The organism is Rubinisphaera margarita (assembly GCF_022267515.1).
Taxonomy (GTDB): Bacteria; Planctomycetota; Planctomycetia; order Planctomycetales; family Planctomycetaceae; genus Rubinisphaera; species Rubinisphaera margarita.
In genome coordinates this window covers 962,594-985,893 of sequence record NZ_JAKFGB010000012.1, presented here as the reverse complement: position 1 = coordinate 985,893, position 23,300 = coordinate 962,594, and the positions used below count along the sequence as shown (strand labels likewise).

General features: G+C 58.6%; 12 protein-coding genes. 5 read left to right on the top strand and 7 right to left on the bottom strand.

What is annotated here, in order from left to right; genetic code table 11:
* Positions 1-9: 9 nt before the first annotated feature.
* The 4 genes from L1A08_RS12210 to L1A08_RS12195 form a co-directional block, all read right to left on the bottom strand.
* Positions 10-3,129 (bottom strand): PSD1 and planctomycete cytochrome C domain-containing protein, encoded by a 3,120-nt coding sequence (locus L1A08_RS12210; protein ID WP_238756679.1) that lies wholly within the window; start codon positions 3,127-3,129, stop codon positions 10-12.
* A 214-nt stretch (positions 3,130-3,343) separates the two neighbouring features.
* Entirely contained in the window at positions 3,344-4,762 is a 1,419-nt protein-coding gene (locus L1A08_RS12205) for a DUF1501 domain-containing protein (protein ID WP_238756678.1), read from the bottom strand.
* Positions 4,759-7,032 carry a serine protease gene (locus L1A08_RS12200; RefSeq protein ID WP_238756677.1) on the bottom strand — a complete coding sequence of 758 codons (2,274 nt, stop codon included), beginning with the start codon at positions 7,030-7,032 and terminating at the stop codon, positions 4,759-4,761. Before L1A08_RS12200 ends, L1A08_RS12205 begins: the two co-directional genes overlap by 4 nt.
* Positions 7,033-7,068: 36 nt before the next feature.
* A complete protein-coding gene (locus L1A08_RS12195) occupies positions 7,069-9,189 on the bottom strand; it encodes a DUF1549 domain-containing protein (protein ID WP_238756676.1) in 2,121 nt (706 codons plus the stop codon).
* 585 nt (positions 9,190-9,774) lie between these two features.
* Between L1A08_RS12195 and L1A08_RS12190 the strand changes: the two genes are divergently transcribed.
* On the top strand, positions 9,775-11,121 hold the full coding sequence (locus L1A08_RS12190) for a sulfatase-like hydrolase/transferase (RefSeq protein WP_238756675.1): 1,347 nt from the start codon (positions 9,775-9,777) through the stop codon (positions 11,119-11,121).
* 77 nt (positions 11,122-11,198) lie between these two features.
* Positions 11,199-11,945 carry a DUF1559 family PulG-like putative transporter gene (locus L1A08_RS12185; RefSeq protein WP_238756674.1) on the top strand — a complete coding sequence of 249 codons (747 nt, stop codon included), beginning with the start codon at positions 11,199-11,201 and terminating at the stop codon, positions 11,943-11,945.
* Here the strand turns inward: L1A08_RS12185 and L1A08_RS12180 are convergent.
* The 3 genes from L1A08_RS12180 to L1A08_RS12170 form a co-directional block, all read right to left on the bottom strand.
* A complete protein-coding gene (locus L1A08_RS12180) occupies positions 11,942-12,637 on the bottom strand; it encodes a DUF2306 domain-containing protein (protein ID WP_238756673.1) in 696 nt (231 codons plus the stop codon). The genes L1A08_RS12185 and L1A08_RS12180 overlap by 4 nt on opposite strands.
* Before the next feature lie 105 nt (positions 12,638-12,742).
* Positions 12,743-16,360: a PVC-type heme-binding CxxCH protein gene (locus L1A08_RS12175; protein ID WP_238756672.1), complete on the bottom strand. Its 3,618-nt coding sequence runs from the start codon at positions 16,358-16,360 to the stop codon at positions 12,743-12,745.
* Positions 16,361-16,400: 40 nt separating this feature from the next.
* Positions 16,401-17,936: a twin-arginine translocation signal domain-containing protein gene (locus L1A08_RS12170; protein WP_238756671.1), complete on the bottom strand. Its 1,536-nt coding sequence runs from the start codon at positions 17,934-17,936 to the stop codon at positions 16,401-16,403.
* Between the two features lie 192 nt (positions 17,937-18,128).
* On the opposite strand from L1A08_RS12170, the gene L1A08_RS12165 reads away from it, so the two are divergent.
* From L1A08_RS12165 to L1A08_RS12155, 3 genes are read left to right on the top strand one after another with little or no spacing between them, the layout of a single operon-like run.
* Positions 18,129-19,103, top strand: coding sequence for an alpha/beta hydrolase (locus L1A08_RS12165; protein WP_238756670.1), 975 nt, complete (start codon positions 18,129-18,131; stop codon positions 19,101-19,103).
* Positions 19,100-20,548 (top strand): cardiolipin synthase, encoded by a 1,449-nt coding sequence (gene cls / locus L1A08_RS12160; protein ID WP_238756669.1) that lies wholly within the window; start codon positions 19,100-19,102, stop codon positions 20,546-20,548. The genes L1A08_RS12165 and cls overlap by 4 nt, the downstream gene beginning before the upstream one ends.
* 40 nt (positions 20,549-20,588) lie before the next feature.
* Entirely contained in the window at positions 20,589-23,276 is a 2,688-nt protein-coding gene (locus L1A08_RS12155) for a hypothetical protein (RefSeq protein WP_238756668.1), read from the top strand.
* Positions 23,277-23,300: the final 24 nt, after the last annotated feature.

The following is a 23,300-nucleotide window of genomic DNA, read 5'->3' as shown; positions in this document are numbered from 1 at the left end:
GCGAGGGGCTCAGTTCTTGTTGATCGTTTCGTCGAGATTCAGCAGCAGGTTTGCGACGAGTGTGTAGGCCGCTAGCTCTGAAGGATCGAGCTTTTCGTCCGGTTTGCTCTCTCCGAAGGTGATAACTTCCTTCGCACCGGCGGCATCGTTCTGGTAGCGTTCGCGATAGTCCTTCAGAAGAGATGCCACAAGAGACAGTTCGTTATCGGTTGGCGGACGTGAGGTGGTCACTTCCCAGCCCCATGCGAGGCGAGATTCCGGTGTCGAACCGCCCGCTTTCATCATCCGTTCAGCGAAAGCACGGGCGGCTTCGAAGTATTGCACGTCATTCATCAACTGCAGCGCCTGGAGCGGAGTGTTCGTCCGCTCTCGCCGGGTACAACTTTGCTCCCGACTCGGGGCGTCGAATGTCGACATGAAGGGCGGGGGGGCTGTTCTTTTGAGGAACGTATACAGACTACGGCGGTAAAGGTCCTCGCCCGTGCTCTGCTTGTAGAACCGGGTGTTGCTGCCACCAAACGCGACGGGTTCCCAGATGTTGTCCGGCTGGTAAGGGAAGACTCCTTCGCCCCCCATCTTGTCGACAAGCAAACCACTGTGGAACAGTGCCTGATCACGGAGCACCTCAGCCGACAGTCGCAGGCGTGGACCGCGGGCGAGATGGCGATTCTCCGGATCCCGTTCCAGTACGGACGGCGTCACCGTGGAATCCTGGCAATAAGCTTCGCTTGTGACGATGAACTTGATGAGCCGTTTGATATCCCAGTCATGCTCCACGAAATCAACCGCCAGCCAGTCGAGCAGTTCCGGATGCACGGGCGGTTCGCCCTGCAGGCCGAAATCGCCGCTTGTTTTAACGATCCCTGTGCCGAAGAACTGCTGCCAGAACCGGTTCACGGTTACGCGAGCCGTCAGAGGGTGTGTGCCGCTGACCAGCCAGTTCGCCAGGTCGAGGCGGTCGTAGTCACCGTCCGCGCTTTCGGGCAGAGGGGGAAGAAACGCCGGAACGGTTCTCGAGACTTTATCTCCCGGCTTATCGTAGGCGCCACGAATCATCACGAAGCTCTCACGAGGCTTATTCAGGTCGGCCATCACAAGCGTGACGGGGACATCGCTCTCCTTCTTGTCGATCTCGGTCTGCAGCCTGGTTTTCTTCGACTTCAACGCGGTCAGGTCATCGTCGACTCCGGCGTAGAAGTTCTCAATCCAGAACTCGTAGATCTGTCTCGCTTCGTCGTCGGACCATTGTGCTGGCTGCTTGCCACGGACCAGGTTTCGCAGATCGTCCGGAAGATCGTTGTTCCGTTTCCCCTGATTCTTCTTCTTCCAGACTTCGAATGACCACGAAGGATCGTTCGCTCGATCGATCTTGGAAACGACGCCCAGGCGATCCCAGCTCACCGTGCCCGCGAACTGGGTAAAGGCGTATCCGGTTATTTTCTGCCCCGGCTTGAGTCCCATTTTCGCGGCAGGAACTTCAAGCCGAACCCAGCGGCCGGCTTCGGGAAGTTCGCCCATCAGGACTTTCTCAGTCGAGTCTGATTTACCGAACGGAATCTTCTCTTCTGTTCCCCAGACCGCCCGATGCTTCCAGCCATCGGTATGGAACTGAACCATGATCGCTTCAGGAAGGTTCTCCGGGTCGAGATAGCAGTGGGTGAAGATCGTTCCGCCAGAGGGAACGGAAAACTCGGCGCCGCTGCTGAAGAAATCCTGTTCCAGACCACCGGCCGTCCGCTGCAGTGCTTTATCGCCACTGAGCACCGGTCCGTCGCCGGACGAAATCAACTTCAGTGGAGCTCCGGATGACTGGACGTTGGCGCCGGATGGAAAACCATCTTCGAACCAGACCGTTTCGGTTTCTTCCGGCTTTGGAGTCGGTTCAATCGTGGCCGGATCGGAATAGTCGAAGCTGGTCACCGCTTTCCGCACCTGCAGTTCGACCGTTTCGAGATCCTTCCGAAGTGCGGCGATAACGGCCTTCTCCTCCTCAGAATAGAGTTTGAGAACCGGTGGAGTGTCTTCTTTGTTCCCATCCATCGCGGGGTCGGCCGCACTGTGGAAGAAGGCGTAGAGGGAATAGTATTCGTGGGTTGAAAGTGGATCGAACTTGTGGTCGTGACAGACCGCACACCCGGCCGTCATCCCCATCCAGACTTCCGCCATCGTGGAGGTCCGGTCGACTGCATAGCGGTAGATCCACTCTTCATTGATGCTGCCGCCCTCGCTGGTCGACACGTTGCAGCGATTGAACCCCGAGGCAATCTGCTGTTCACGCGTCGAATCGGGAAGCAGGTCGCCGGCCAGTTGCCACCGCGTAAATTCATCGAACGGAACATTGTTGTTAAAGGCCTGAACGACCCAGTCGCGGTACGGCCACATCGAGCGAATGTTGTCCAGATGCAGTCCGTGTGTATCGGCGTAACGGGCGAGATCGAGCCAGCTTCTCGCCATGTTTTCCCCGTAAGCCGGAGTCTTCAGCAGGCGATCGACGAGGTGCTCGTAAGCCTTGGGACGTTCGTCGGCCACGAAGTCTCGGACTTCATCGAGCGTCGGAGGCAACCCGGTGAGATCGAGAGTGACTCGGCGGATCAGTGTTCGACGGTCGGCTCGCTCATTGTGCGGCAGGTCTCGTTCGCGACGACTGCTGTCCAGAAAGGCATCGATCGGGTGATCGAATTCAGAAGCTGGAAGCTCGGTTTTCTTCGGAGCCACGTAGGCCCAGTGCTCGCGATACTCGGCTCCCTCTTCAATCCATCGGCGGATCACTTCTTTCTGATCAGCGGTCAGCTTCTTATGCGACTCTGCGGGTGGCATGATCAGATCGGTGTCGCTGGTACTGATTCGTTCCCAGACAAGGCTCGCTTCTGGATTCCCGGGAACAATCGCCGGCGAGCCGTCGCGGTCCGCTGTGGCATCGATCGCGTTGTCGAGTCGCAGCTCAGCTGCCCGCTGTTCCTCGTCCTGTCCGTGACATGCGTAGCAGTTGTCAGACAAAATGGGAATGACGTCCTGATTGAAGTCAATCCGCGATTCTTCCGCGGTTCCGAGCTGACAGAACGCGAGCGAGTTTACTAACGCAAACACTGCGGCAGAGAGGCGGCGGGCCGGGGCAACTGTTCTGGTCATAATCGGATTCACCCTCGGGATCAGATATGCGGCGAGACCGGCGGAACCGGAAGTCGCTCAACGGCAGGCAAGCAGCCCGAAGACTGTGGCGGCTGGACATAACAGATCAGCATAATTTGACGTGAAAATCAAGAGGAATCCCCGCCATCCGGTCAAGCGAGAAGCCTCGGCGTTACGGCGACGAGGCTTCTCGAGGAGAGCGTTCCTGCTGGTCTCAGCCGATCAGTTCCGGAATGGCTTCGCCGTGGTCCACGATCGGTGTCGGGCGTCCGTTGAAGTCTTCGATAAATGTGTTTTTGTAGTCGATGCCAAGATGATGATAGATCGTGGCCAGAAAATCTCCGGGACCGCAGACCCGCTCGATCGAGTCCTCCCCTTTGGCATCAGTCGCCCCAATGAAGCGACCGGTTTCGATACCGCCGCCTGCCCAGAGGTTGGAAAACGCTCGTGGCCAATGATCGCGGCCCGGCTGTTTCGTTCCGGCCGGAGCACTCGCGTTCCCGGCTCCTGTACTTGGCTGGTAGCTGATCTTCGGCGTCCGGCCGAACTCTCCGGTCACCACGACCAGAACGCGCTCATCGAGTCCACGCTCGTAGATGTCCTCAATGAGAGCCGAGACCGCCTGGTCGTAGGCATCGGCTCGAAAGCGAAGCGCATCGAAGACATGATGGTTCACAGCGTGATCATCCCAGTTGCTGACACGTCCGCAGAGAGGACCGTGCAGGCTCGACGTCAGCACATCGACGCCAGCTTCCACCAGCCGCCGAGCGAGCAGCAGCTGCTGTCCCCACGTATTTCGGCCGTAACGATCGCGGGTTTTGGCATCTTCCTGACTGAGGTCGAATGCCTCTTTGGTCTTTGGATTCGTGAGCAGCGTCATCGCCTGGGATTCGAACTCGTCGAGGGCGGCCAGTTCGCCGGCTCGATCGAAGGCCCGTTCCATCGTGTCGAGGTTCTGCCGCAAAGTCTGCCGCCGCTGAAGGTGCCGCACCTGCGACTGATCGGAAAGTCCGATGTTCGGGACCGTGAACTCCGGCTTGCTGGGATCGCCGCTGACCACGAATGGGGCGTACGCATCTCCCAGATAGGCCGAGCCGGTGTAGCTGGTCGGAGGATTGACGCCGACGTAACGAGGCAGGGGATTGTCGCGCGACCCCGCTCCGGCTCGAACGTAGTTAGCGACCGACATCCAGTCCGGCAGACGCGGCTTGTTCTTGTCTCGTGTGTCCGAGTCTCCGGAAAGCAGCTGCATTGAACCGGCGGGATGGCCGCCTGCGGACTGTCTCATGGAGCGGAGGACGGTGAACTTGTCGGCGATGGCCGCCTGCCGAGGCAGGAGTTCGGAAAACAGAAGCCCTGGAACCTTGGTCTCAATTGTCGCGAAGGGACCGCGATACTCGCTGGGGGCATCGGGCTTCGGATCGTAGGTATCGATGTGGGAACATCCACCCGGCTTCCAGACCATGATTACGGCGTTCTTCTTCCGCTCGGGAGCAGGCGTGCCTTCCGCCCTCAACCGAAGAAGACCAGGAAAGCTGAGAGACGTGAAGCCTGCCAGACCGAGTCGGAGAAAATCGCGGCGAGCTTCCGGCCCGGCGCAATAGCGTGAATAACTGTCAAAGAACTGACTCATTTGCTGACGACCTCCTCAGCGGGGGTGACACGAATCTTAATCGGCGGAGTCACAACGATATCAACGATATCCTTGGGAGCGGCTTTCCGTGTGGCATCCTGCAGACGTTTTTCAATCGCCTTGATTTCGGCTTCGCCGGCGGTGCGACTGGTTTTCAGTTGCGCCAGCGATTTCTCAAGTTCCGGCTTCGCGTCTTCAGCGGCCGCCTTCAACTTCTCGGTGGCTGCCTGTTCCTGAGCCTGCAACTCGGCGGTCTTCCGCTTCGCCTCTTCCAGTTCGGCTTCAATCCCGGCGACCATCTCCGGGCAGTAGCTGTATTTGGCGACTGCGCCTCCGTAGAAGGCGATCTGATAATCACCGGGTTTCGTCTTCAAGGCCGCCAGATCAATAACGGCTTCCGAAGAATCGGAATCGAGGGAAATATCGATGACCGGAGTTCGCTCAAATCCGGCTCCAAATGTCTTGAATCCGAGGTTCTTGCCGGAGAATTCGCAACGGCGAACGTGCTTCAGGGGAATAGTGAGTTTCTCGCCGGCTTTGGCTTCATAAACGCGTTCTTCGGCAGCGGCGATCGAGATCGGAGCCGCCTCGGCATCGCTGACAGAAACCGGAACATCGGCGAGCAGACGGGGAGCAGGAGCTTCACGCCAGTGGTCCGGGACGGGCCAGGCCATCGAAGCCAGTTCGGCCCGCCGGGTGATCTTCTTCCCGTTCAAGGTTGAAGTGGCCGTGAACGTTGCTCGCGTGAATCCCCGGGGAGCATCTTCTGCAGCCGTGAAAATGACAGTGCTGTTCGACTTGTCGGCGGGAATCTTGAGACCCGAAGCGGTCACGCCTTCGGGAAGGTTGTCGAATGTCAGCTCGATTTCTCCATCAAATCCATCCCGACGGAAAACAATCACGTCCAGAGGCATGCTCGCCCCACGCCGCAGAGCGATCGGTTTGGAGAGGGCGTTGCGATCTCCGTTCCGCAGTTCCATATGCGTCGCCCAGGCAACGACAGCGAAATCGGGCGCTGCCTGACGGATGGATAACCGGTACTCATTCTGGGGATCGTTCCTGGTTCCTCCGAACAGATCGGTGACCTGGACCCGGTAAGTGCCATCGGCGGGGATTTCCAGCTTGCCGAAAGCATCGGCTGATCCCGTGTTGTAGCAGGGGCCATCGAACGCGTACCCATTACTGGAGACTTTGATCGGACTGGGGAGGTCGGTCAACTGCAGCACATCGGTTAACTTCTCCTCTTCTCCCGTGCCCTCGACGCGTTGAACGACAATCGAAGGATCGGTCGACAGGCCGAGGCGCGACGAGGCGATCTCCAACCACCAGACTTCCCCTTTCTTCGCGGTGAACTCGAAGACATCGACGTCGGCAGCCGGGTAGAAACTGCCGGAAATCGTACAGGGAATGGAAACCGGCATGATCTGCTGCGAACCGTCCTGCGACTCGACTTCCGGGATTACGCTGGCTTCTGAAAAATCAGCAGGCGGCCACGAAAATGCGTTGACGTCACGTGTCGAGGGGAGCCGGGTGATCGATTCTGCAGGTTCGGCATTGCGAAGAGCCAATCGATAGAAGAAGTGAGGCCCCCCGTCGAACGTCAGATCGTGGATCTTCACCAGATAGCCGCCTGTCTCCGGGACCTTGAAATCCAGTAAACCACCACGCCGTTCGACAATGAGATCCTGCCCGGCGGCGTCGGCGATAATCACGACCGGCGTCAACTTGGAATCGATTCCTTTGGCCGCACAATCGACCACGATCCGATCTCCCTGTTGAGCGTCGAAGGAATAATGATCGACTCCACGGGCTGTGAGAGAGCCGTTGCAGATCGAGTTGAGCGGAACCTTCTGAGCAGATTCAACGCTGATGTTCTTTCCGGCCTGTAAGACTTCCTGCAGGTCGGCAATCTGAAACGTCCGGGCACTGGAGAGACCGAGCCGGGAAGTGACGCGAGCGTCATAGTTTCCGGCAGGACAGTCTTCGGCGACGGTCACCGTAAACAGATTCGGAATTGGTGTGCCTGCGGAGTCGAGCTTCGGCGTGGCGGTGATTGCGTCACTGGAGAAGTGAAGCGCTTCCAGCCCCTCCAGAAAATCGCCCGACACAGTGACCTCGACCGTCGTTCCGGCCTGGGCTCCCATCGGACTGAGAGTAAGCAGGCGGGGAGCCGGGAGTCCCACCGACTGGGCAGAAGCTGTCTGAACCAGGGCGGGGCACCAGATCAACAGCGCGAACAGGCTCAGAGTTGGAAACGTCCTGAAATGCATCGGATGGTCTACTCCAGCGAAAGCGAAGAATGGCGATCAGTGATTGAACAGAAACTCTTTCGAGTTCATGAGAGCCCAGATCAGGTCACGATATTTCTGGGGGGCGGCCTGCTGCGGAGGCAGCGGCTCCCCTTTTTCATTCAGAACGGGCTCCTGCAGATACGCTATCGCCGTTTCCAGTTCGTCTGCGCGAGGCTTTCTGGAGAATGCCAACATGTACAGGCGGTGCACGCGAGCTTCCTCGGAATCCGGAGATGTGGCGAGCTGAGCGGCGGTCCCGTTTCCAGCCGCAAGCTTGTTTTTGATCTCGCTGGAGTTGATGAGATGAAGCAACTGAGCGAGAGTCGAAGTCTGGACACGTTCGCATTCACAGACACTCGTGTTATCCGGACGACCGAAGACGCGCAGGAACTCGGACGAACGGTTGTAGCTGTTATCCGGCAGGGCGATGGCTCGGGTCGTGGTCGGCAAGTTCGCGAAGATTGTACGGCTGCCGGTCAAGTCGTCGATGGAATCGAGCAGGACTTCGGCCTGGAGTCTTCGGGGATAAAACCGCGAGTAGTTCTGACGGTCAACCAGATTGGCCTGGTTCGGCTCCGAGCTGAGCTGATAGGCGTTGGAACGAACAATGATCCGAACCAGTTCTTTCAGGTCGTAGCCACTCTCCACAAAATGCTGTTCCAGATCGGCCAGCAGGTCCGGGTTGGTCGGGGGATTCGTATCGCGGATATCGTCTTCCGGTTCGATCAGCCCCCGAGTGAAGAAGTGCTTCCAGTAACGATTGACAACCGCCTTGGCGAAGAACGGATTCTGCGGATCGCTCATCCAGTCGGCCAGGAAAAGTCGGGGGTCCTGATCGGGGAGAATCTCGCCCACGCTGTCGCCCAACGCGGCGGGGCGAAGAGCTTCGCCGGATTTCACATTCTTTGCTGTCGCCACGCCTCGTTCGTGGAAGATCAGATCTTCCCCGCGAATTCCAGTCGGCTTGCGACCAACCTGGCTGAAGAACGCGGCCAGACTGTAATAGTCGTCCTGTTCCCAGCGTTCGAACGGATGATGATGGCATTGCGCACACTGCAGCCGCACTCCGAGGAAGAGCTGAGCGACGTCTTCGAGCTGCTCCTTTGGATCTTTGACTCGCTTGTACCAGGCGACCGGTGGGTTCTCGACTACGGTTCCCGTAGCCGCCAGCAGCTGACGGACAAGCTGGTCGTACGGGACGTTGGCCAGCAGGCTGTCGCGAATCCAGGCGTGAAAAGCAAAGTTCGAAGTAATGTCGCTGGCGTCGTCGCGGCGATTCTTGAGCAGAGTCGTCCATTTATTCGCGAAGTAATCGGCGTACCCGGGGCTTTTTAGCAGGCGTTCGATCGCCAGGTCGCGTCGCGTCTCGCTGGAATCGGCCAGAAAGGCGGTCGCTTCCTCTTCAGAGGGGAGTCGTCCCGCGATGTCGAGTGTGACGCGGCGTAGAAACGTTCCGTCATCGCAAGGTTCCGAAGTCGGAATGCCCAGCTCCCGCAGGTTTCCGAAGACGTGCTCGTCGATGAAGTTGCGGGCCGGTGGAAACTCTCCCGTCTCTGCCCCCAGAGGAATGGCCGCGGAGTAAACCGCCGTTTTGTCCTGGAACCGAACCATTACAGCGGCTCGTCCCGGGAGCGATTTGGCTTGCGCAAGCCCCAGTTTGTCGACGTGCAGCATCGCTTCGGAATTGGACTCGAACAGAGCCAGCCGGGAAACATCTTGAGTTGACTGATCGCTGTAGTGGGCGATCGCCTTCAGCTGAACAGATTGACCGGGCGGAACAACGCCTCGTTCGGGTTCGACGCTCAGTCTGACCAGCTCGACATCGTCGGGAGTGCGAAAGGGCATTCCCTGTTCGATCCACTGAATCAACTCTCGATACTCCTCAGAGGTCGACTCCAACCGGACTCCGCCGCCGTGCGAGATCTGGCCGCTTGCCTTGCGAAGCAGCAGACTGTGTTCAGGAGCTGCGGGGAAAATCCGCCGGCCATTCCCTTCAATCACGAGGCTTTCGTAGTCTTCGTCCGGTTCGAAGCCGAACAGAGATAGCTGAAAACCATTGGGACCGCCGCCGGCCTTCGCATGACACGGTCCAGCATTGCAGCCCGCCTTGGTGAAGATCGGAACAATGTCGTTCACGAAGCTGATCGGCCGGGAGTCTGCCGCAGTTGATGTCGAGAAAGGGAGCCCGAAGCAAAGGGCAAGGAGGCCAGCACGCAACGCAGTCCGCATGGGAACCATCATGAGGTTGCCACCAATCGGGAGGAGTCAACAGGCGAGACATTGATCATCGTCGGTGATGATCGTGGGGAGCATCTATCGAGTGCTACCGATATGTTAATGGACGATGAAGGGGCCGTCCAGCAATTTCGGCTCGAAACAACCTTGAAAATCGAATCCTGACGCCGGTCGGCCCGGCGGGGATGGGTGTTCTTCTGGATCGCCAGGCAACATTGCGATTATCGGCACAGTCTGACACTCCCGATAGCGTCCCGTTCGACGTCTTCGGTTGTTCAGGTTATCCTGAATTGCGGTCATTCTCTAATGGGTGAGCCCTTCCAGTCCCCCTCGGGACCAGGGAAAGAGGAAATGCGGGAGATTCGCCTCACCGGGCCTGATTATCAGCTCGAAGATCGCGTCGCTCCTGCAGTGCCTGCTCCTCCTTAGTCTTGCCCTTTTAGAGAATGTCTCCCTGAATCTCTCCTCCTCTGAAGTGGACCTGTCATGACACGTTGTCTGTTTCCGGCTTTTCTCCTGATCTCAGCAATTTTGGGCACGCTTTCGTCTGCCGCCGCCGGGCAGCCGAACATTCTGCTGATCTTCGCCGACGATATCGGGTACGAAGCTCTCAACTGCTATGGAGGGCTCGACTTCGAGACACCACGTCTTAACGCGATGGCCGAGCAGGGCGTGCGGTTCGATCGAGCTTATACCAGTCCGGTCTGTACGCCCTCCCGGGTCAGCCTGCACACAGGGCTGTATACAACGCGGCATCGCCACTACAACGTGCTGCCGGTTCACAAGGGGACGGACCGTCAGGTCAACTTCCAGAAGATGCCGACGTTCGCTCAACTGCTGCGGGACAACGGATACTCCACCAGCGTGACCGGGAAGTGGCAGCTGGCGACGCTCGAAGTCTGGCCGGGGCACATTCGGGACGCCGGGTTCGATTCCTGGTGCATCTGGCAGATCTGGCTCAAAGGACAAAAGACGCTCCGCCACTGGACTCCGACCTTCAATGAAGACGGGAAAGTCCGCGATGACATCGCCGACCGGTTCGGGCCCGATGTGCTCGTCGAGTATGTCATTAAACAGATGCATGAAGCGAACGACGCCGGGAAGCCGTTTCTGATTGTTCACAACGAACTGCTTCCACACGATCCGATCATCGAAACGCCGGACGATCGAGCGAAAGGACGCCCCGCCAGCCTCGGCTCGATGATCAACTACATGGACAAGCTCGTGGGACAACTGCTCGACGAAGTCGAAGCGATGGGGATCCGGGAGAACACGTATGTCATTTTCATGGGCGACAACGGAACGCATGAGGTCGATTTCAAGAACCCCCAGGCCGGCGAGCAGGGACAACGGCCGCACACGCGGCACACTGAGGCGGGGAACGTGAATGGCGGCAAGGCGACTTTGACCGATGCCGGTTCGCACGTGCCGCTGATTGCCTGGGGACCGAAGCAGGTCGCAGCCGGAACGGTGTGTCAGGATCTGATCGACGTAACCGATCTGTTTCCCACGTTCTGCGAACTGTCTCAGACGGTCATGCTGGAATCGGTTCCGGTTGATGGTCGCAGCATCGTGAATCAGATTCATGGCGAACCGGGCACTCCACGCGAGTGGGTCCATCATGGCCTTGCCGGGAAAGAGAATCTGTTCGACGGTTCGTGGCGGGTCTTTCGCAAGAACGGACCGGTGATTGATGCCCGCTCGCTTCCCGAAGAGAAGCGACTCTCGCCGGATGATCCCCAGACGCTCGATGTCAGAGAGCGAATTGATCCGATCTTTGAGGCAATCACGGAGAAAGGGCCGCGTCCTCCGGTTCCGTTTGAACCGAAGTAATCGCCGCTTTACCCCTCCTCTTATCTGCTACAATGAACAGTGGCGATTCTTCTGGCGATGAGATGAGGAGGGGATCAATGCGAAGGCTCAACACGAATCTTCGAAGAGGCCCAGGCCGGCGCGGAATCACGTTCATCGAAGCCGGCGTCGCGATGCTGATTATTGTTGTCCTGGGAATCCTGCTGCTGCCCGGAATCCGATCTGCCCGGCCGGCTGCCCGGCGGGTCCAATGTCTCAATCATCTGAGGCAGGTCGGGACCGCGATGCTGAATTATCAAACCCAGTACGGAGTGCTGCCTCCCGCCTATACGGTTGATGATCAGGGAAATCCGCTTCACAGCTGGCGAACGTTGATTCTGCCATTTCTCGATGAAGATGCTTTGTATCGCTCGATCAAACTCGCTGAACCATGGGACAGTCCGGCGAATGCGGCCGCCCTGAAATCGGCTCCGTCCGTTTATCGATGCGCGGAGTTCCACGGCGACCAGTCCCACACGAACTACATGGTCATCGTGTCCCCCGAGAGTCTGATTCGAGCGACCGAGTCGCGAGACCTTTCGACGGTCACAGACGGTCGCACCCAGACGTTGATGGTTGTGGAGGTTCCTCACGAACACGCCGTGCCGTGGATGTCGCCGCACGATGCCGACGAGGCACTCATGATGAGTATCACCCCGGGGTCTGAACTTCCCCACGAGGACGCCATCAATGTCATGTATGCCGACGGCCATGCAGGTTCACTCAACGCAGAGATTGACCGCGAAATCCTGCACAAGCTGATCACGGCTGACAGTGGGGATACGTTTGAGGATACGAATTTCTAGGACGTGGCAGAGACTGCTGTCAGCTCGTTTTCGGATGGGATCAATACCGGTCGACGTCCGGGCTTCGTCCTCCATAGAGAGATTTCGAACCCGAGCAGTGGCAGTCCCCAGCTGATCCATGTAGCGACCGGGTCGTACCATTCCGCTTGAACGGCCAGCACGCTTCCCAGCCCGCCGAACAGTCGCAGAACGACAGCCGAGCAGAGTAGTAGAAACGTGCGTGTCATCCAGCGACGGTGCTCCGCGAACTGCCGCCGTATCGCGGCTTTCCACCCGAGTAGAGTCGTTGTTCCCGTCAGAATCGCGAGCAGGGCCAGACTGACCCCGGCGACCGGCCCCGAGGAGGCGTACGCGGCCATCCAGAGTCCGCTCGGGACAATCAGGAGCAGCACCGTCATCCCCTGAACGCGGCCGAGTTTGCGATGCCAGCGGGGAAAGCGCGTTCGGAACCGCGTGCTTATCAACAGCAGTCCCAGCATCAGCACAACCGGTCCCGCGACGATATGCGCGTAGAACGCCCCGCTGTATGCCCCGAAGTAGTAGTCCTCACGACCGCGGAGAAAGTCGGAGTTGAAGTTCGCCGGGAAGTAGTTTCGATAGCCGAGCACGATGCCGACCGTGACTTTCACGATCAGCACAACGACCACCACATTCAGCACGCGGCGGAGCGTTCGGAGAGAGAAGGGCATCATGACAGAAACGTTCGAGACGGGATCGAAAAGAGCTCAGCTTCGAGTGGCAGCCGAGCCCCTTCAGTGTCGCTCCCTGTTCGACGATTGTCCAGCAGTTCTCTGCAGTTAGCGACTTGTCCGCGTCGTCTGCCCGGAATCGGCACCGAGGGATTCGAGATAGGCGATCAGATCGGCCAGGTCCTGTGGACTGAGCATGCGATGGACGTCCTCCGGCATGATGGACGTGTTCGACGGGATAATCTCTTCAACGGTCTCGTTTCGGACACGAGTCGACTTCTCTTTGTCGATGCCGATGTGCAGTTCCTCGGGCCCTTCGCCGAGAATGATGCCGCTGGCCGTCTTGCCGTCTTCAGTCACCACCGTGTAGGGAGCGAAGCCCCGCACAAAACTGGCGCTGGGGTAGAGGATCGCTTCGAGCAGATCGCGACGGGACCGGCTCTTGCCGATCGTCGAAAGATCGGGACCGACCTGACCGCCGGTGCCACTGACTCGATGGCATTTGTTGCAGGCCGCTTTCGTGCTCTCAAAGACCGTGCGGCCGTGGTTGAGATCTCCCTTCGGAAGTGTCTGCTCAACAGTCAAAAGCCGATTGCGATCTTCATCCGACAGAGTCTTTCCGAGCGAGGCGGCTGGGATCTCAAGCCAGTTCTGGTCGTCCGGATTGACCTGTGGCCGGCGAAGCTGTTCCAGCGCGATGGCTGCCGCCGAACTGACGCCGGGACGCGGATCGATCAGCAGTTCCGAAAGTCGCCTCCGGTCGCTGGCGTTGATGAGACCGAGAATCAGACCATGGCGGATGAGCCGATCGTTCTCCGGGCGAGCCAGTGCTTCAACCAGAACGGGCATCATCGTCGCATCCTGTTGACTGTGGCGTCCGAGCACCAGCGCGGCGACTCGGCGTTCCCCCGGTTCGCCGTTCCGAAGTCGATCGATCAACTCCGGCTTCAACGTCTCGGCCTGATTCCAGGGGACATCGAGCAGCGAGCGAATGGCGGTCTGGCGAACGGAGCTGTCCCCGTCCTTCAGGAAGTTCGGCAGTTGACTGATCAGTTCCGGCAACGCGGTCCTGCGAAGATGCCAGATCGTTGCCATTCTCGCTTTGGGGGAATCATCATCGTGGATTGTCGCGACGGCGGGCTCCGCCGGGGACTTCTTGCGGATGCGATAGATTGCTCCTCGAATATGCGACTTCGCCACCTGAGATTGCGGACAACCGATGCGGAACCAGCCGCCGGTATCGATGACGAGCAGCGAGCCGTCCGGGGCTTCCAGAACATCGGTCGGGCGAAAATCCTTGCTACTGCTGACCACGAAATCTTCGAGCGAATCGACGGCATAGCTCGAACCATCCGGTTTGAGTGTGACTCGCGAGATGCGATTCGTGTTGAACTGCGTCACGAAGATCGAGCCGTCGAAACCCGGCCCCAGTCGGTCTCCGTGAACACGGCAGAGTCCCGAAACAGCGACATGACCGAAGTTGTGGACTTCCTGCAGCAGGTCGCCCGTCCGAATAAACTCGCTGCCGAGACCTTCGGCGAAGTCTTCACGCGGGTAGACGCCGCCGTACTGCCAGTTGACCAGACAATCGCCTCGCGGCTTCGAATACATCAGATTGACCGTGCCGAGCATCTCCCCTTCCGGCGTAAAGACGACCTCGACCGGATTATCCATACCGCCCATGCAGTAAGTCTGCACATCGGAGCCATCGGGGAGGCACGAGAAAATGCGAGCCGCTTTCCCCTTGCTGATGAGGTTCCCGGCGGCATCGGTAATCTCGTGACCGTGCCGGCCTTCACACCAGTAGATACGTCCTTCCGGCCCGAGAAACGGACCATGCACATCGGCTGCGTTGCCGGTGTACCCGAAGTCGCCAACCAGTTTGACCCGCTCGTCGGCCACGCCGTCGTCATCGGTGTCAGTCAGCTTCCAGATGGCCCCACTCGATGCGACATAGAGGGACCCCTGATGCCACAGGCAGCCCTGCGGAAACGTCATCTTGTCGGCGAACGTGGTCGCCTTGTCGAAGACGCCGTCCCCGTCGACATCTTCGAGTCGTTGCACAAAGTTCGGCAGCTTCTCTTCCAGTTCCGGCCGCCGCAGGTTCTCGCCGGCGTTCGCGGCCAGATAGAGCCGCCCCTGTTCATCAAAGTCTCCCATCAGAGGATGAGCGACCAGCGGCGGAGCAGCCGCGAGTTCGACGGTATATCCTTCAGGCACCTGGAGAGGAGCGGGTTCAAAGCTGCCAGCGGGTTCTTCGAGATCGACCTCCGAGGTTTTCTTTGCTTTCGCTTCCTCGAAGAGTTTGGACATCATCAGATAGCTCTTCGAGCCGCCTCCGTTCCACAGATCCCATTTCGGATTCGCGATCTCCTTGAAGTGAGCGTGAAGCTGTTCGCGGAGTTCGACGACATCGACGGCATAGGCTGGATCGTCGATCAGGTTGTTTCTCTCGCCGGGATCTTTGGTGAGGTCGTAAAGTTCGTTCGGGCTCTCATGGATCCGCTCGATGTACTTCCGCCTCGGCGTGCGGATCGCGCGGACGTTCTCAAATTCATAGTAAACGGTGTCATCCCAGGTTCCGTCCCATTCTCCTTTCAGCATTCGAGCATAGCCGCGGCCCGGTAGACCTTCGGGTTGCTTCAGGTCGAGCAGCTGGCACATTGTCGGCAGGAAGTCGGTATGGTCGACAACCTGTTCGACCCGCTGGCCAGCCGTGATCTTGCCCGGCAGCTTGTAAATCAGCGGAACGTGAATGGTCCAGTCGAAGGCGGTGAGCGGGCGGGTGTGATCGCCCATCCCCCAGTAGCCACTGTGCCCGCCAGCCAGTCCCTGATCGGCCGTGAAGACGATTAGGGTATCTTCACTGAGGTTGAGCCGCTTGAGAGTTTCCAGGATGCGACCGACGCCATCATCGATTCCGCTGATCTCGGCTGCATACTTACGGATCGTCGGAAGGTCGCCAATGCGGTCACCGTAGTTGAAGTTCCAGGGTTCCGGCTCCGTTCGCGGGAACGAGGGAAGCTCGGCGTCGCCGTAAGTTTCGAGATGACGATTCCGAATCGGTTCATCAATCGCTCCGCCGAGTCCGTAAGGCCCGTTGTAGGCGAGCATCAGGAAAAAGGGGCGGTCTTTGTTCTGCTCGATAAACTTGACGCCATGATCGGTCCAAAAGTCGGTCAGGTACTGTGGCTCGACGCGGATCTCTTCGTTCTCGATGATCTGCTGATCGTAAAACCCCCGACTTCCCCCGTGCGGTTTGGTCACCCAGTAGGAACAGCCATCCTGAGGATGCAGGTTGTCGCCCAGGTGCCACTTCCCGGAGAGGCCACAGGCGTACCCCGATTCATGCAGCAGCTGCGGAAGCGTGTCGAACTCTTCGAGCGTGTAGTAAGCGTCTGGACCGATCTGGGCATTGTTGGCCCTTAGGAAACAGTGCACGCCATGTTGGCAGGGCATGAGACCAGTCAGCAGAGTCGCTCGGGTGGGCGAGCAGACCGCGTTGTTTGCGTACGCCCGTTCGAAGAGCGTTCCCTGTTGAGCAAGCGAGTCGATGTGGGGCGTCTTCACGTCCGGGTTGCCGTAGCAGCCGAGCGACCAGGCGCCGTGGTTATCGGTCAGAATGAAGATGACATTCGGACGCTTGTCGGTCCGCTCGGCTGTCGCAGCCGGGGGAAATGCCATCAGGCAGAGAAGAACCAGACTGCTGACTCTCAGTGCTCGCATCGTAGACCTTTCGCTGGAGATCGGACTCAGTTGTCGTCTCTCAAGAAGAGATGGCGCGGCGCAGGAAGTTGTGAGTAATTTGCTGGACGCGTGGATCGGGGCCGTGCGGGCGACTCCAGTGAGACCACGGAAGCACATGCCCCGGCGGCGAACTCAACCCCTGTGCCCAGAATATTGTCGCGGCATTGAACACGAAGTTGCCTTTGGGACCCGGGTAGACAGTCGCCGTCCACTGCTGTGGATTCACGCCCCCTTGCCAGGCCGTGCCGCCCGCAACCACTTCGAGCCCGGAGATGTCTGCCGGATCACCGTGATACTCCCAGCCGATCAAACCGGGGATCGCGTCGCCTGCTTTCACACCGGTTCCGTTGAAGATCCAGTGGTCGGGCTTCGTGATGATCCAGTCTCCACCTCCGTTGACCGGTTCCACGTTTCTCGCGCCCATCAACAGTCCTTCGTCCGGTCCACGATGCGGGAACGGGCCATGATCGTTATGACGATTTACGGCGTAGTCGTTGTCCGCTCCGTACGGGCCGCCCCGGAAGATGATGCGGTTCTCGATGCCGCTGCTGCTCTCCCGGTAAGGCGTGACCCAGCAGACCGAATTTCCCGAAAGAAACATCAGGTTCACGCCGGCATCGCGCATGGCTTCGACACTGCGGAACTGTCGCAGATCCCAGTACTCGTCGTGTCCGACACTGATAAAGCATCTGGTTTTCAGCCCGCGGTCCGGCGTCAGCATGTCGGCGTTGGCACAGTACGTGACATCATACCCGTGTTGTTCGAGCCAGTAGGCGAGCGGAAACTCGAACGGCAGAAACTCTCCGGAACCGACCGTAAGGGGATCGTTCACGACCCCATCGTACTGGGCTTCGCGACCATACGGCCGATCGAAACTGACATCCGCCCACGGTCCCTGATTTCCTTTGGGGTGCGTGTAAATCGAGTAGTTGTTCGGCCAGCGGTTGTACGCCTGCCAGGTGTTCTCACTCGTCTGAAAGAGAATATCGGCCGGACGATTATCGCGGACGACGAACACGATATAGCTTTGCCAGTACGATTCGTTGCCTTCGGGGATTGTCGTCATTCGACCCAGGTAGACTCCGCTGAGCCAGTCCTCGGGAATCGTGAACGAGACCGTCGGCTCCCACTGACATTCATGCAGGTTCTTCTCGCCGGGCTGAGGCGTCGGTTGTGTCTGCGAGGGAAGCGAGTCGAACGTTCGCACGAGCCGCGCCCCGCGTCCACCGTAGTAGCCCATGCGAAAGATCTCGAGTTTGAACGAGCGAGCCGGGTTGGAGGAGACCATTACATCGAGCTTGTCGCCCACCTGCACACTCTGACGAGAGCAGTAGCCTTCAATCCAGGGAGAGCGGAAGCGTCCGCCGTCGACACGGACGCGCGTCAACTGCCAGTCCAGCGATCCTTCACGCTGATTCTCCGCGGCAATGCGACCGGAGTCCCGCGGTCCTGCGGCTCGACTGGTTCCACTTGAGTGGGCAGTGACCGCGGCGGCAGCGAGTGTGCCTTTCAGAAAATCCCGACGGGGAACTTGTGGCGAATCGTGGTCACTCATCAAGGAGGGCTCCGTGAGGAAAAGGAGGCGAGTGCGGCACCGGGGTCGTATTGTATCAACGGGGGCCACGGCATGCGAGAATAGTGGCGAGTGAAGTCCCTGAGTTGATGAACGGTTGTGTTCACCCCAGCCTTTCGTATAACGGATGCTAATCGGCGTCGGTCCTGTCCTCCTTTTGAAAGCGACACCTCCATGAACAGTGTTTCCAGGTTTCTTACTTTGATGATCGTCGGGGTGTTGATCGGACTTCCGGCTCTCGGCGACGAGCGGCGATCGAAGCAGACCGAAACGAAGTCGACAGAGACAGCCGTCGCTCCCACGAAGTCGAATGTGCGATATGGCGATCATGCAAGAAACGTCCTCGACTTCTGGCAGGCCGATTCGAAAACGCCGACACCCGTGGCATTTGTCATTCATGGCGGAGGATGGCGTGGCGGCGATAAAGATCGCGTCGATCGCTTTGCCGACGTGCAGGCTCTACTGAAAGCCGGGATTTCCGTCGTCGCCATCAACTATCGCTATGTGCAAAACGGAGAAGAGGAGGGCGTCGAACCTCCTGTAAAAGCACCGCTGCACGATGCCGCCCGTGCTCTCCAGTTCGTGCGGAGCAAAGCGAAGGAATGGAATCTCGATAAAGAGCGAATCGGTGCGGCCGGCGGATCAGCGGGCGCCTGTTCCAGTCTCTGGCTGGCGTTCCACGACGATCTTGCCGATCCTGACAGCGACGATCCTGTCGCCCGCGAATCGAGCCGCCTCTGGTGTGCCGCTGTGATCGGCGCTCAAACCACGCTCGATCCCCGTCAGATGAAAGAGTGGACTCCGAACAGCCGTTATGGAAGCCACGCATTCGGCTTGAAGTCTTTTGCGGACTTCCTTGAGCAGCGAGATGAGATCGAACCATGGATTAACGAGTACTCGCCCTATGCTCTGGTGTCAAAAGACGACCCTCCGGTTTACTTAATCTACCGCAGCGCCCCAGCGATTGGCGAACCTCAGAAAGACCCGACGCACACATCGAACTTTGGCATCAAACTTCAGGAACATTGTCGGGAGCAGGGAACGAAGTGCATTCTCGTCTACCCGGGATCACGCGAGCAGTCCTTTGAATCACCAACCGCGTTTCTGGTTGCCAGGCTCAAGCAGCGAACTGAACAGGCATCAGAATGACGCTTTTCACGACCGCACTCTGGACCGCCACGGTTTATGCAGTTCATCTGCTGGTCGCAGCGCGGGCCATTCTCCGACCGCATCGAGAGCCGGCCTCTCGTCTGGCCTGGATCATTGTGATTCTGGTCCTTCCGGTTGCGGGTATCATCGCCTATATCCTGCTGGGTGAAACCAATGTCGGCCGCCGGCGAGTGGCCAGAATCAAGTCCGTGCTGAAACAGATGCCTGATGCTCTCTCGGTCTTCGATTCGCAAAGCTCGGTGCTGACCGTCACCCTCGATGAGCGATTCGCACATCTGTTCCGGGTGGGGGAGACCGTCAACGGTTTTCCACCTCTGGGAGGCAATCGCGGGGAATTGATGGCCGACTCCGATGCCGCCATCGATCGGATCGTTGCCGACATCGATGCCGCTCGGGAGAACGTTCATCTTCTCTTCTACATCTGGCTGCCCGACAACAACGGGATGAAGGTCGTCGAAGCTGTGAAGAGAGCGGCCGCTCGCGGAGTTCAATGTCGCGTCATGGCCGACGGCCTGGGAAGTCGAACCATGACCGGTTCGTCGCACTGGCAGGCAATGAAAGATGCTGGCGCTCACTGCGCCGTGGCACTCCCGCTGGGGAATCTGCTGCTGCGGCCACTGCGCGGGCGGATCGATCTGCGAAATCACCGTAAGATCATCGTTATCGACAACTGCATCACCTATTGTGGCAGCCAGAACTGCGCCGATCCCGAGTTCCGTGTCAAAGCGAAGTTCGCCCCCTGGGTCGATGCCTTGATTCGTTTCAAGGGGCCAATCGTCTGGCAGAATCAGCAGTTGTTTGTCAGCGACTGGATGGCTCATGTCGATGAGGATCTTGAAGAACTGCTGCGAACGTCTGTGCCGGCGCAGAAAGAAGGCTTTGCCGCACAGGTGATCGGCACCGGACCGACAATCCGCTACTCCGCGATGCCCGAGGTGTTCGAGAACCTGATGTATACCGCTCGCGAAGAGCTTTTCATCACGACGCCCTATTTCGTCCCTGATGATTCGATGCTGAGCGCGATCTGCGCCAGTGCCCGGCGGGGCGTCGACACGACGATCATCTTCCCGGCTCGCAACGATTCTCTTTTTGTCGCCGCTGCGAGTCGAAGTTATTATGCCGACATGCTGGCCGCCGGTGTGAAGGTACGCGAGTACGAAGGCGGTCTGCTCCATACGAAGTCGCTGACAATCGATGGAGAAATGACATTGATCGGCTCGGCGAATATGGATCGCCGCAGTTTCGAACTCAATTACGAAAACAACATTCTGTTTCACGATACCGAGTTAACGGCCGCGGTCCGGGAGCGGCAGGAAACTTACCTGCAACAGTCGCGGACGGTCGATCCCGAAGCGGTCGCCAACTGGCCGGTGTATCAGCGGTTCTTCAACAACGCCGTCGCGATGCTCGGCCCCGTTCTGTGACGCTTCTGGAAGCCTCGTTCAGATCGCAAGGATTTCGACCATGGAGAGTTTCAGCCGACTGGCCTTCAGGAGCGGCAGCGCATTTCTGTTTGTTCTGGCCTCATTACTGACATCCGCAATACGCCCCGCGGCAGCCGAAAACGTACGGGTTGACGTCATCCAGGACAACTCTATTGTCATGGTCGGCGGTGAATGGACGGTGAACGGTGGTCGGCAGGGGCGTATCCGCATCAAAGGCAATCAGCATATTGTGGCGATGGGCTTTGATCTGTCTGCGGTCCGAGGACGCGAGGTTCGGTCGGCGAGCCTCGTTTGTGCTCAGGGGGATCACATGATTGAGGGCGTCACGATTTCGACGATCGCCACGCCCTGGGATGAGTACCAGTCGAATGGGCTGACAGCCGGTGTTGAAGGAATTGTTGACTGGGGGTATCCGGGAGCACGGTTCCCGGCGGTCTGTGGAGGAAACAGCTTCACGCTGGTGACGAGCATCGACTCCACAATTGTGGACGGCAGTTATCGCTGGGCTCTTCCCGCGGACATGGTGTATGCGATGGTAATCGGAGCCGCTCAGGGTCTGGCGATTCACGAACACACTGCCGACTATGGTCGCAATCCGACCATCTTTTCCCGGGAACAGTCTTCGAAGAAACCTTATCTGCTTCTGGATGTCGGGGAACCGCTCGAACAGGAACCGACTCCGCCATCGGATCTGCAGGTTCTGCCCCTCGGGCCAGCGAACGCGGAATTGTCGCTCGTTCCTCCACGAGCGGGATTCGCATACGAAGTAACCGTCGATGGTCACCGTTTGGGGCGACACAACATTCCGTTCGTGAATCACGACTCCAGTCTGCAGACGATTTTCCTGCGTGACCTGCCGGACTCGATTCTTCCTGATGCAGTCCATGAGATCCAGGTCGCATCAATCGACCGAATGGGGCGATCGTCGGGTCCAGTCGAATTCCGCGGAATCGTCTTCCGTTCGACTCCCGTGGAGACCCCCGACGTTTCTGTCCAGCGATATCCGGCGGCTGAGACCAGGGGCATTAGCGTTGTTCCAGTACTGGATAAGTATGATCAAAGCGGAGATCCGGTTGGCGACCTTCCAGCCGACTATCGAAGAGCAAACCCGATCTTTGATGGAACTGCGGTCCATCTTCGGGCGGCTGCCGGCGAAGTCGTCGGGTTTCAAGTCCTGCTTCGCGGACAAGGTGACGCGGGCGTTCAGGTCGCGCTGAGATCTCTGCCTGTCCGAATTGATCTCTGGCAGTCGGTTTACGTGTTGGCCGGGAATCGCGCGATTCCCGATGCTCTGATGCCGCTCCCGGACCAGATCACGCTTAATGAGCAGCAGGATCAATCGATCATCGCCGACATCTTCGTCCCGTTCGATGCGAAAGCCGGGGAGTATTTCGGAGAGCTCACGGTTTCGGACGGGCGGACCGTTCCGCTTCTCCTCGAAGTTCTCCCATTCTCGCTTCCCCGACGAGCCACGTTCTTCTGCGAGATGAATAGTTATGGGTTGCCGGATCATGTCGACGATTACTACGCACTGCAGCAGATCGCCTACGACCATCGCGTGCACGCCAATATTCTGCACTACTCACACAACACGGCTGCCCCCGGCTCGCGAAAGAGCAATCTCGACATGCGATTACGATCTGGGCGTCGGATGGACAACCGTCGTTATGACGACATCGCTCCAGGAGCAGCGGAGGCCTACTGGGAGGACTTTGCCGAGGCGTTCGGCCCGTTCATCGATGGTTCCCTCTTCAACGAGGGCCACCGCGGCCCGATTCCCGCTCCGGGATTCTATCTGACCTTTCACGAGAGCTGGCCTCTGCATTGTCGGGCCTACTTCAATGGGAATCCGGATGCTTACGAAGCCTTCAAGCAGTCTCCCGAATATGCTCAGACCTACGTGAATATCCTTGAGGACTTTGTCCGGCTGGCGAAACGGAAGCAGTGGCATGACGCCGGTTTTCAGGTTTACTTCAACAATAAAGGCGGACTCGATCAGCTCACCAAAGCTCCGTGGATTCTCGATGAACCGTCCAGCTATTGGGATTACCGGGCTCTCCAATACTACGGAGACCTCACGGATCGTGGCCGAGCAGAGGCCGATGAGATTCAGATTGACTACCGGATCGACATTTCGCGTCCCGAATACTGTCGGGGGCAACTGGAGCGGCAGGATGATTTGTGGATCGTTTCTTCCTCCGCGTTTCAGAACTACCGTCGTCTCGTCACGGATCGGATGAGAACAGAAGGCCTGCAGGCCTGGGTTTACGGCACGTCGAACCACGTTGACCAGAGTAACCGCAACATTCAGGCGTGGGCCCTGGATGCCTGGCAGGACGGAGCAACGGGCATTGTTCCGTGGCAAACGGTTGATAAGTCCGGAAAGGCCCTGAACGAGGCGGATCAACTCGGGTTGTTTATCTTCGACAGGACTCCGGACGGGAAGACCGTCATTCGACATTCGCTCCGCCTGAAAGCCTATCGCGAAGCCGAGCAACTGATCGAGTATCTGAGTCTGGTCGAACAACGCCGTGGCTGGAGCCGCGCACAGATGCACGACTTCATCGCCGCCTATGTCGATTTGGACGGCGAAGTCCAGCAGACCAGCGAAGAAGACGCCGGCACCGCCGGTTATGGGCGGCTCTCGGTTGCCGGATTAGAGTCGATCAGGGCTGCGGCAATAAGCCTTCTGACGGATGCTGAATGAACGCTGCCGAAGCGCCTGTCACGG

Bases quoted from the DNA above. Each gene is read 5' to 3' on its own strand.
- L1A08_RS12155 (WP_238756668.1), top strand. From the start codon at position 20,589: ATGGAGAGTTTCAGCCGACTGGCCTTCAGGAGCGGCAGCGCATTTCTG.
- L1A08_RS12185 (WP_238756674.1), top strand. From the start codon at position 11,199: ATGCGAAGGCTCAACACGAATCTTCGAAGAGGCCCAGGCCGGCGCGGA.
- L1A08_RS12175 (WP_238756672.1), bottom strand. From the start codon at position 16,360: ATGCGAGCACTGAGAGTCAGCAGTCTGGTTCTTCTCTGCCTGATGGCA.
- L1A08_RS12190 (WP_238756675.1), top strand. From the start codon at position 9,775: ATGACACGTTGTCTGTTTCCGGCTTTTCTCCTGATCTCAGCAATTTTG.
- L1A08_RS12205 (WP_238756678.1), bottom strand. From the start codon at position 4,762: ATGAGTCAGTTCTTTGACAGTTATTCACGCTATTGCGCCGGGCCGGAA.
- L1A08_RS12165 (WP_238756670.1), top strand. From the start codon at position 18,129: ATGAACAGTGTTTCCAGGTTTCTTACTTTGATGATCGTCGGGGTGTTG.
- L1A08_RS12180 (WP_238756673.1), bottom strand. From the start codon at position 12,637: ATGATGCCCTTCTCTCTCCGAACGCTCCGCCGCGTGCTGAATGTGGTG.
- cls (WP_238756669.1), top strand. From the start codon at position 19,100: ATGACGCTTTTCACGACCGCACTCTGGACCGCCACGGTTTATGCAGTT.
- L1A08_RS12200 (WP_238756677.1), bottom strand. From the start codon at position 7,032: ATGCATTTCAGGACGTTTCCAACTCTGAGCCTGTTCGCGCTGTTGATC.
- L1A08_RS12170 (WP_238756671.1), bottom strand. From the start codon at position 17,936: ATGAGTGACCACGATTCGCCACAAGTTCCCCGTCGGGATTTTCTGAAA.
- L1A08_RS12210 (WP_238756679.1), bottom strand. From the start codon at position 3,129: ATGACCAGAACAGTTGCCCCGGCCCGCCGCCTCTCTGCCGCAGTGTTT.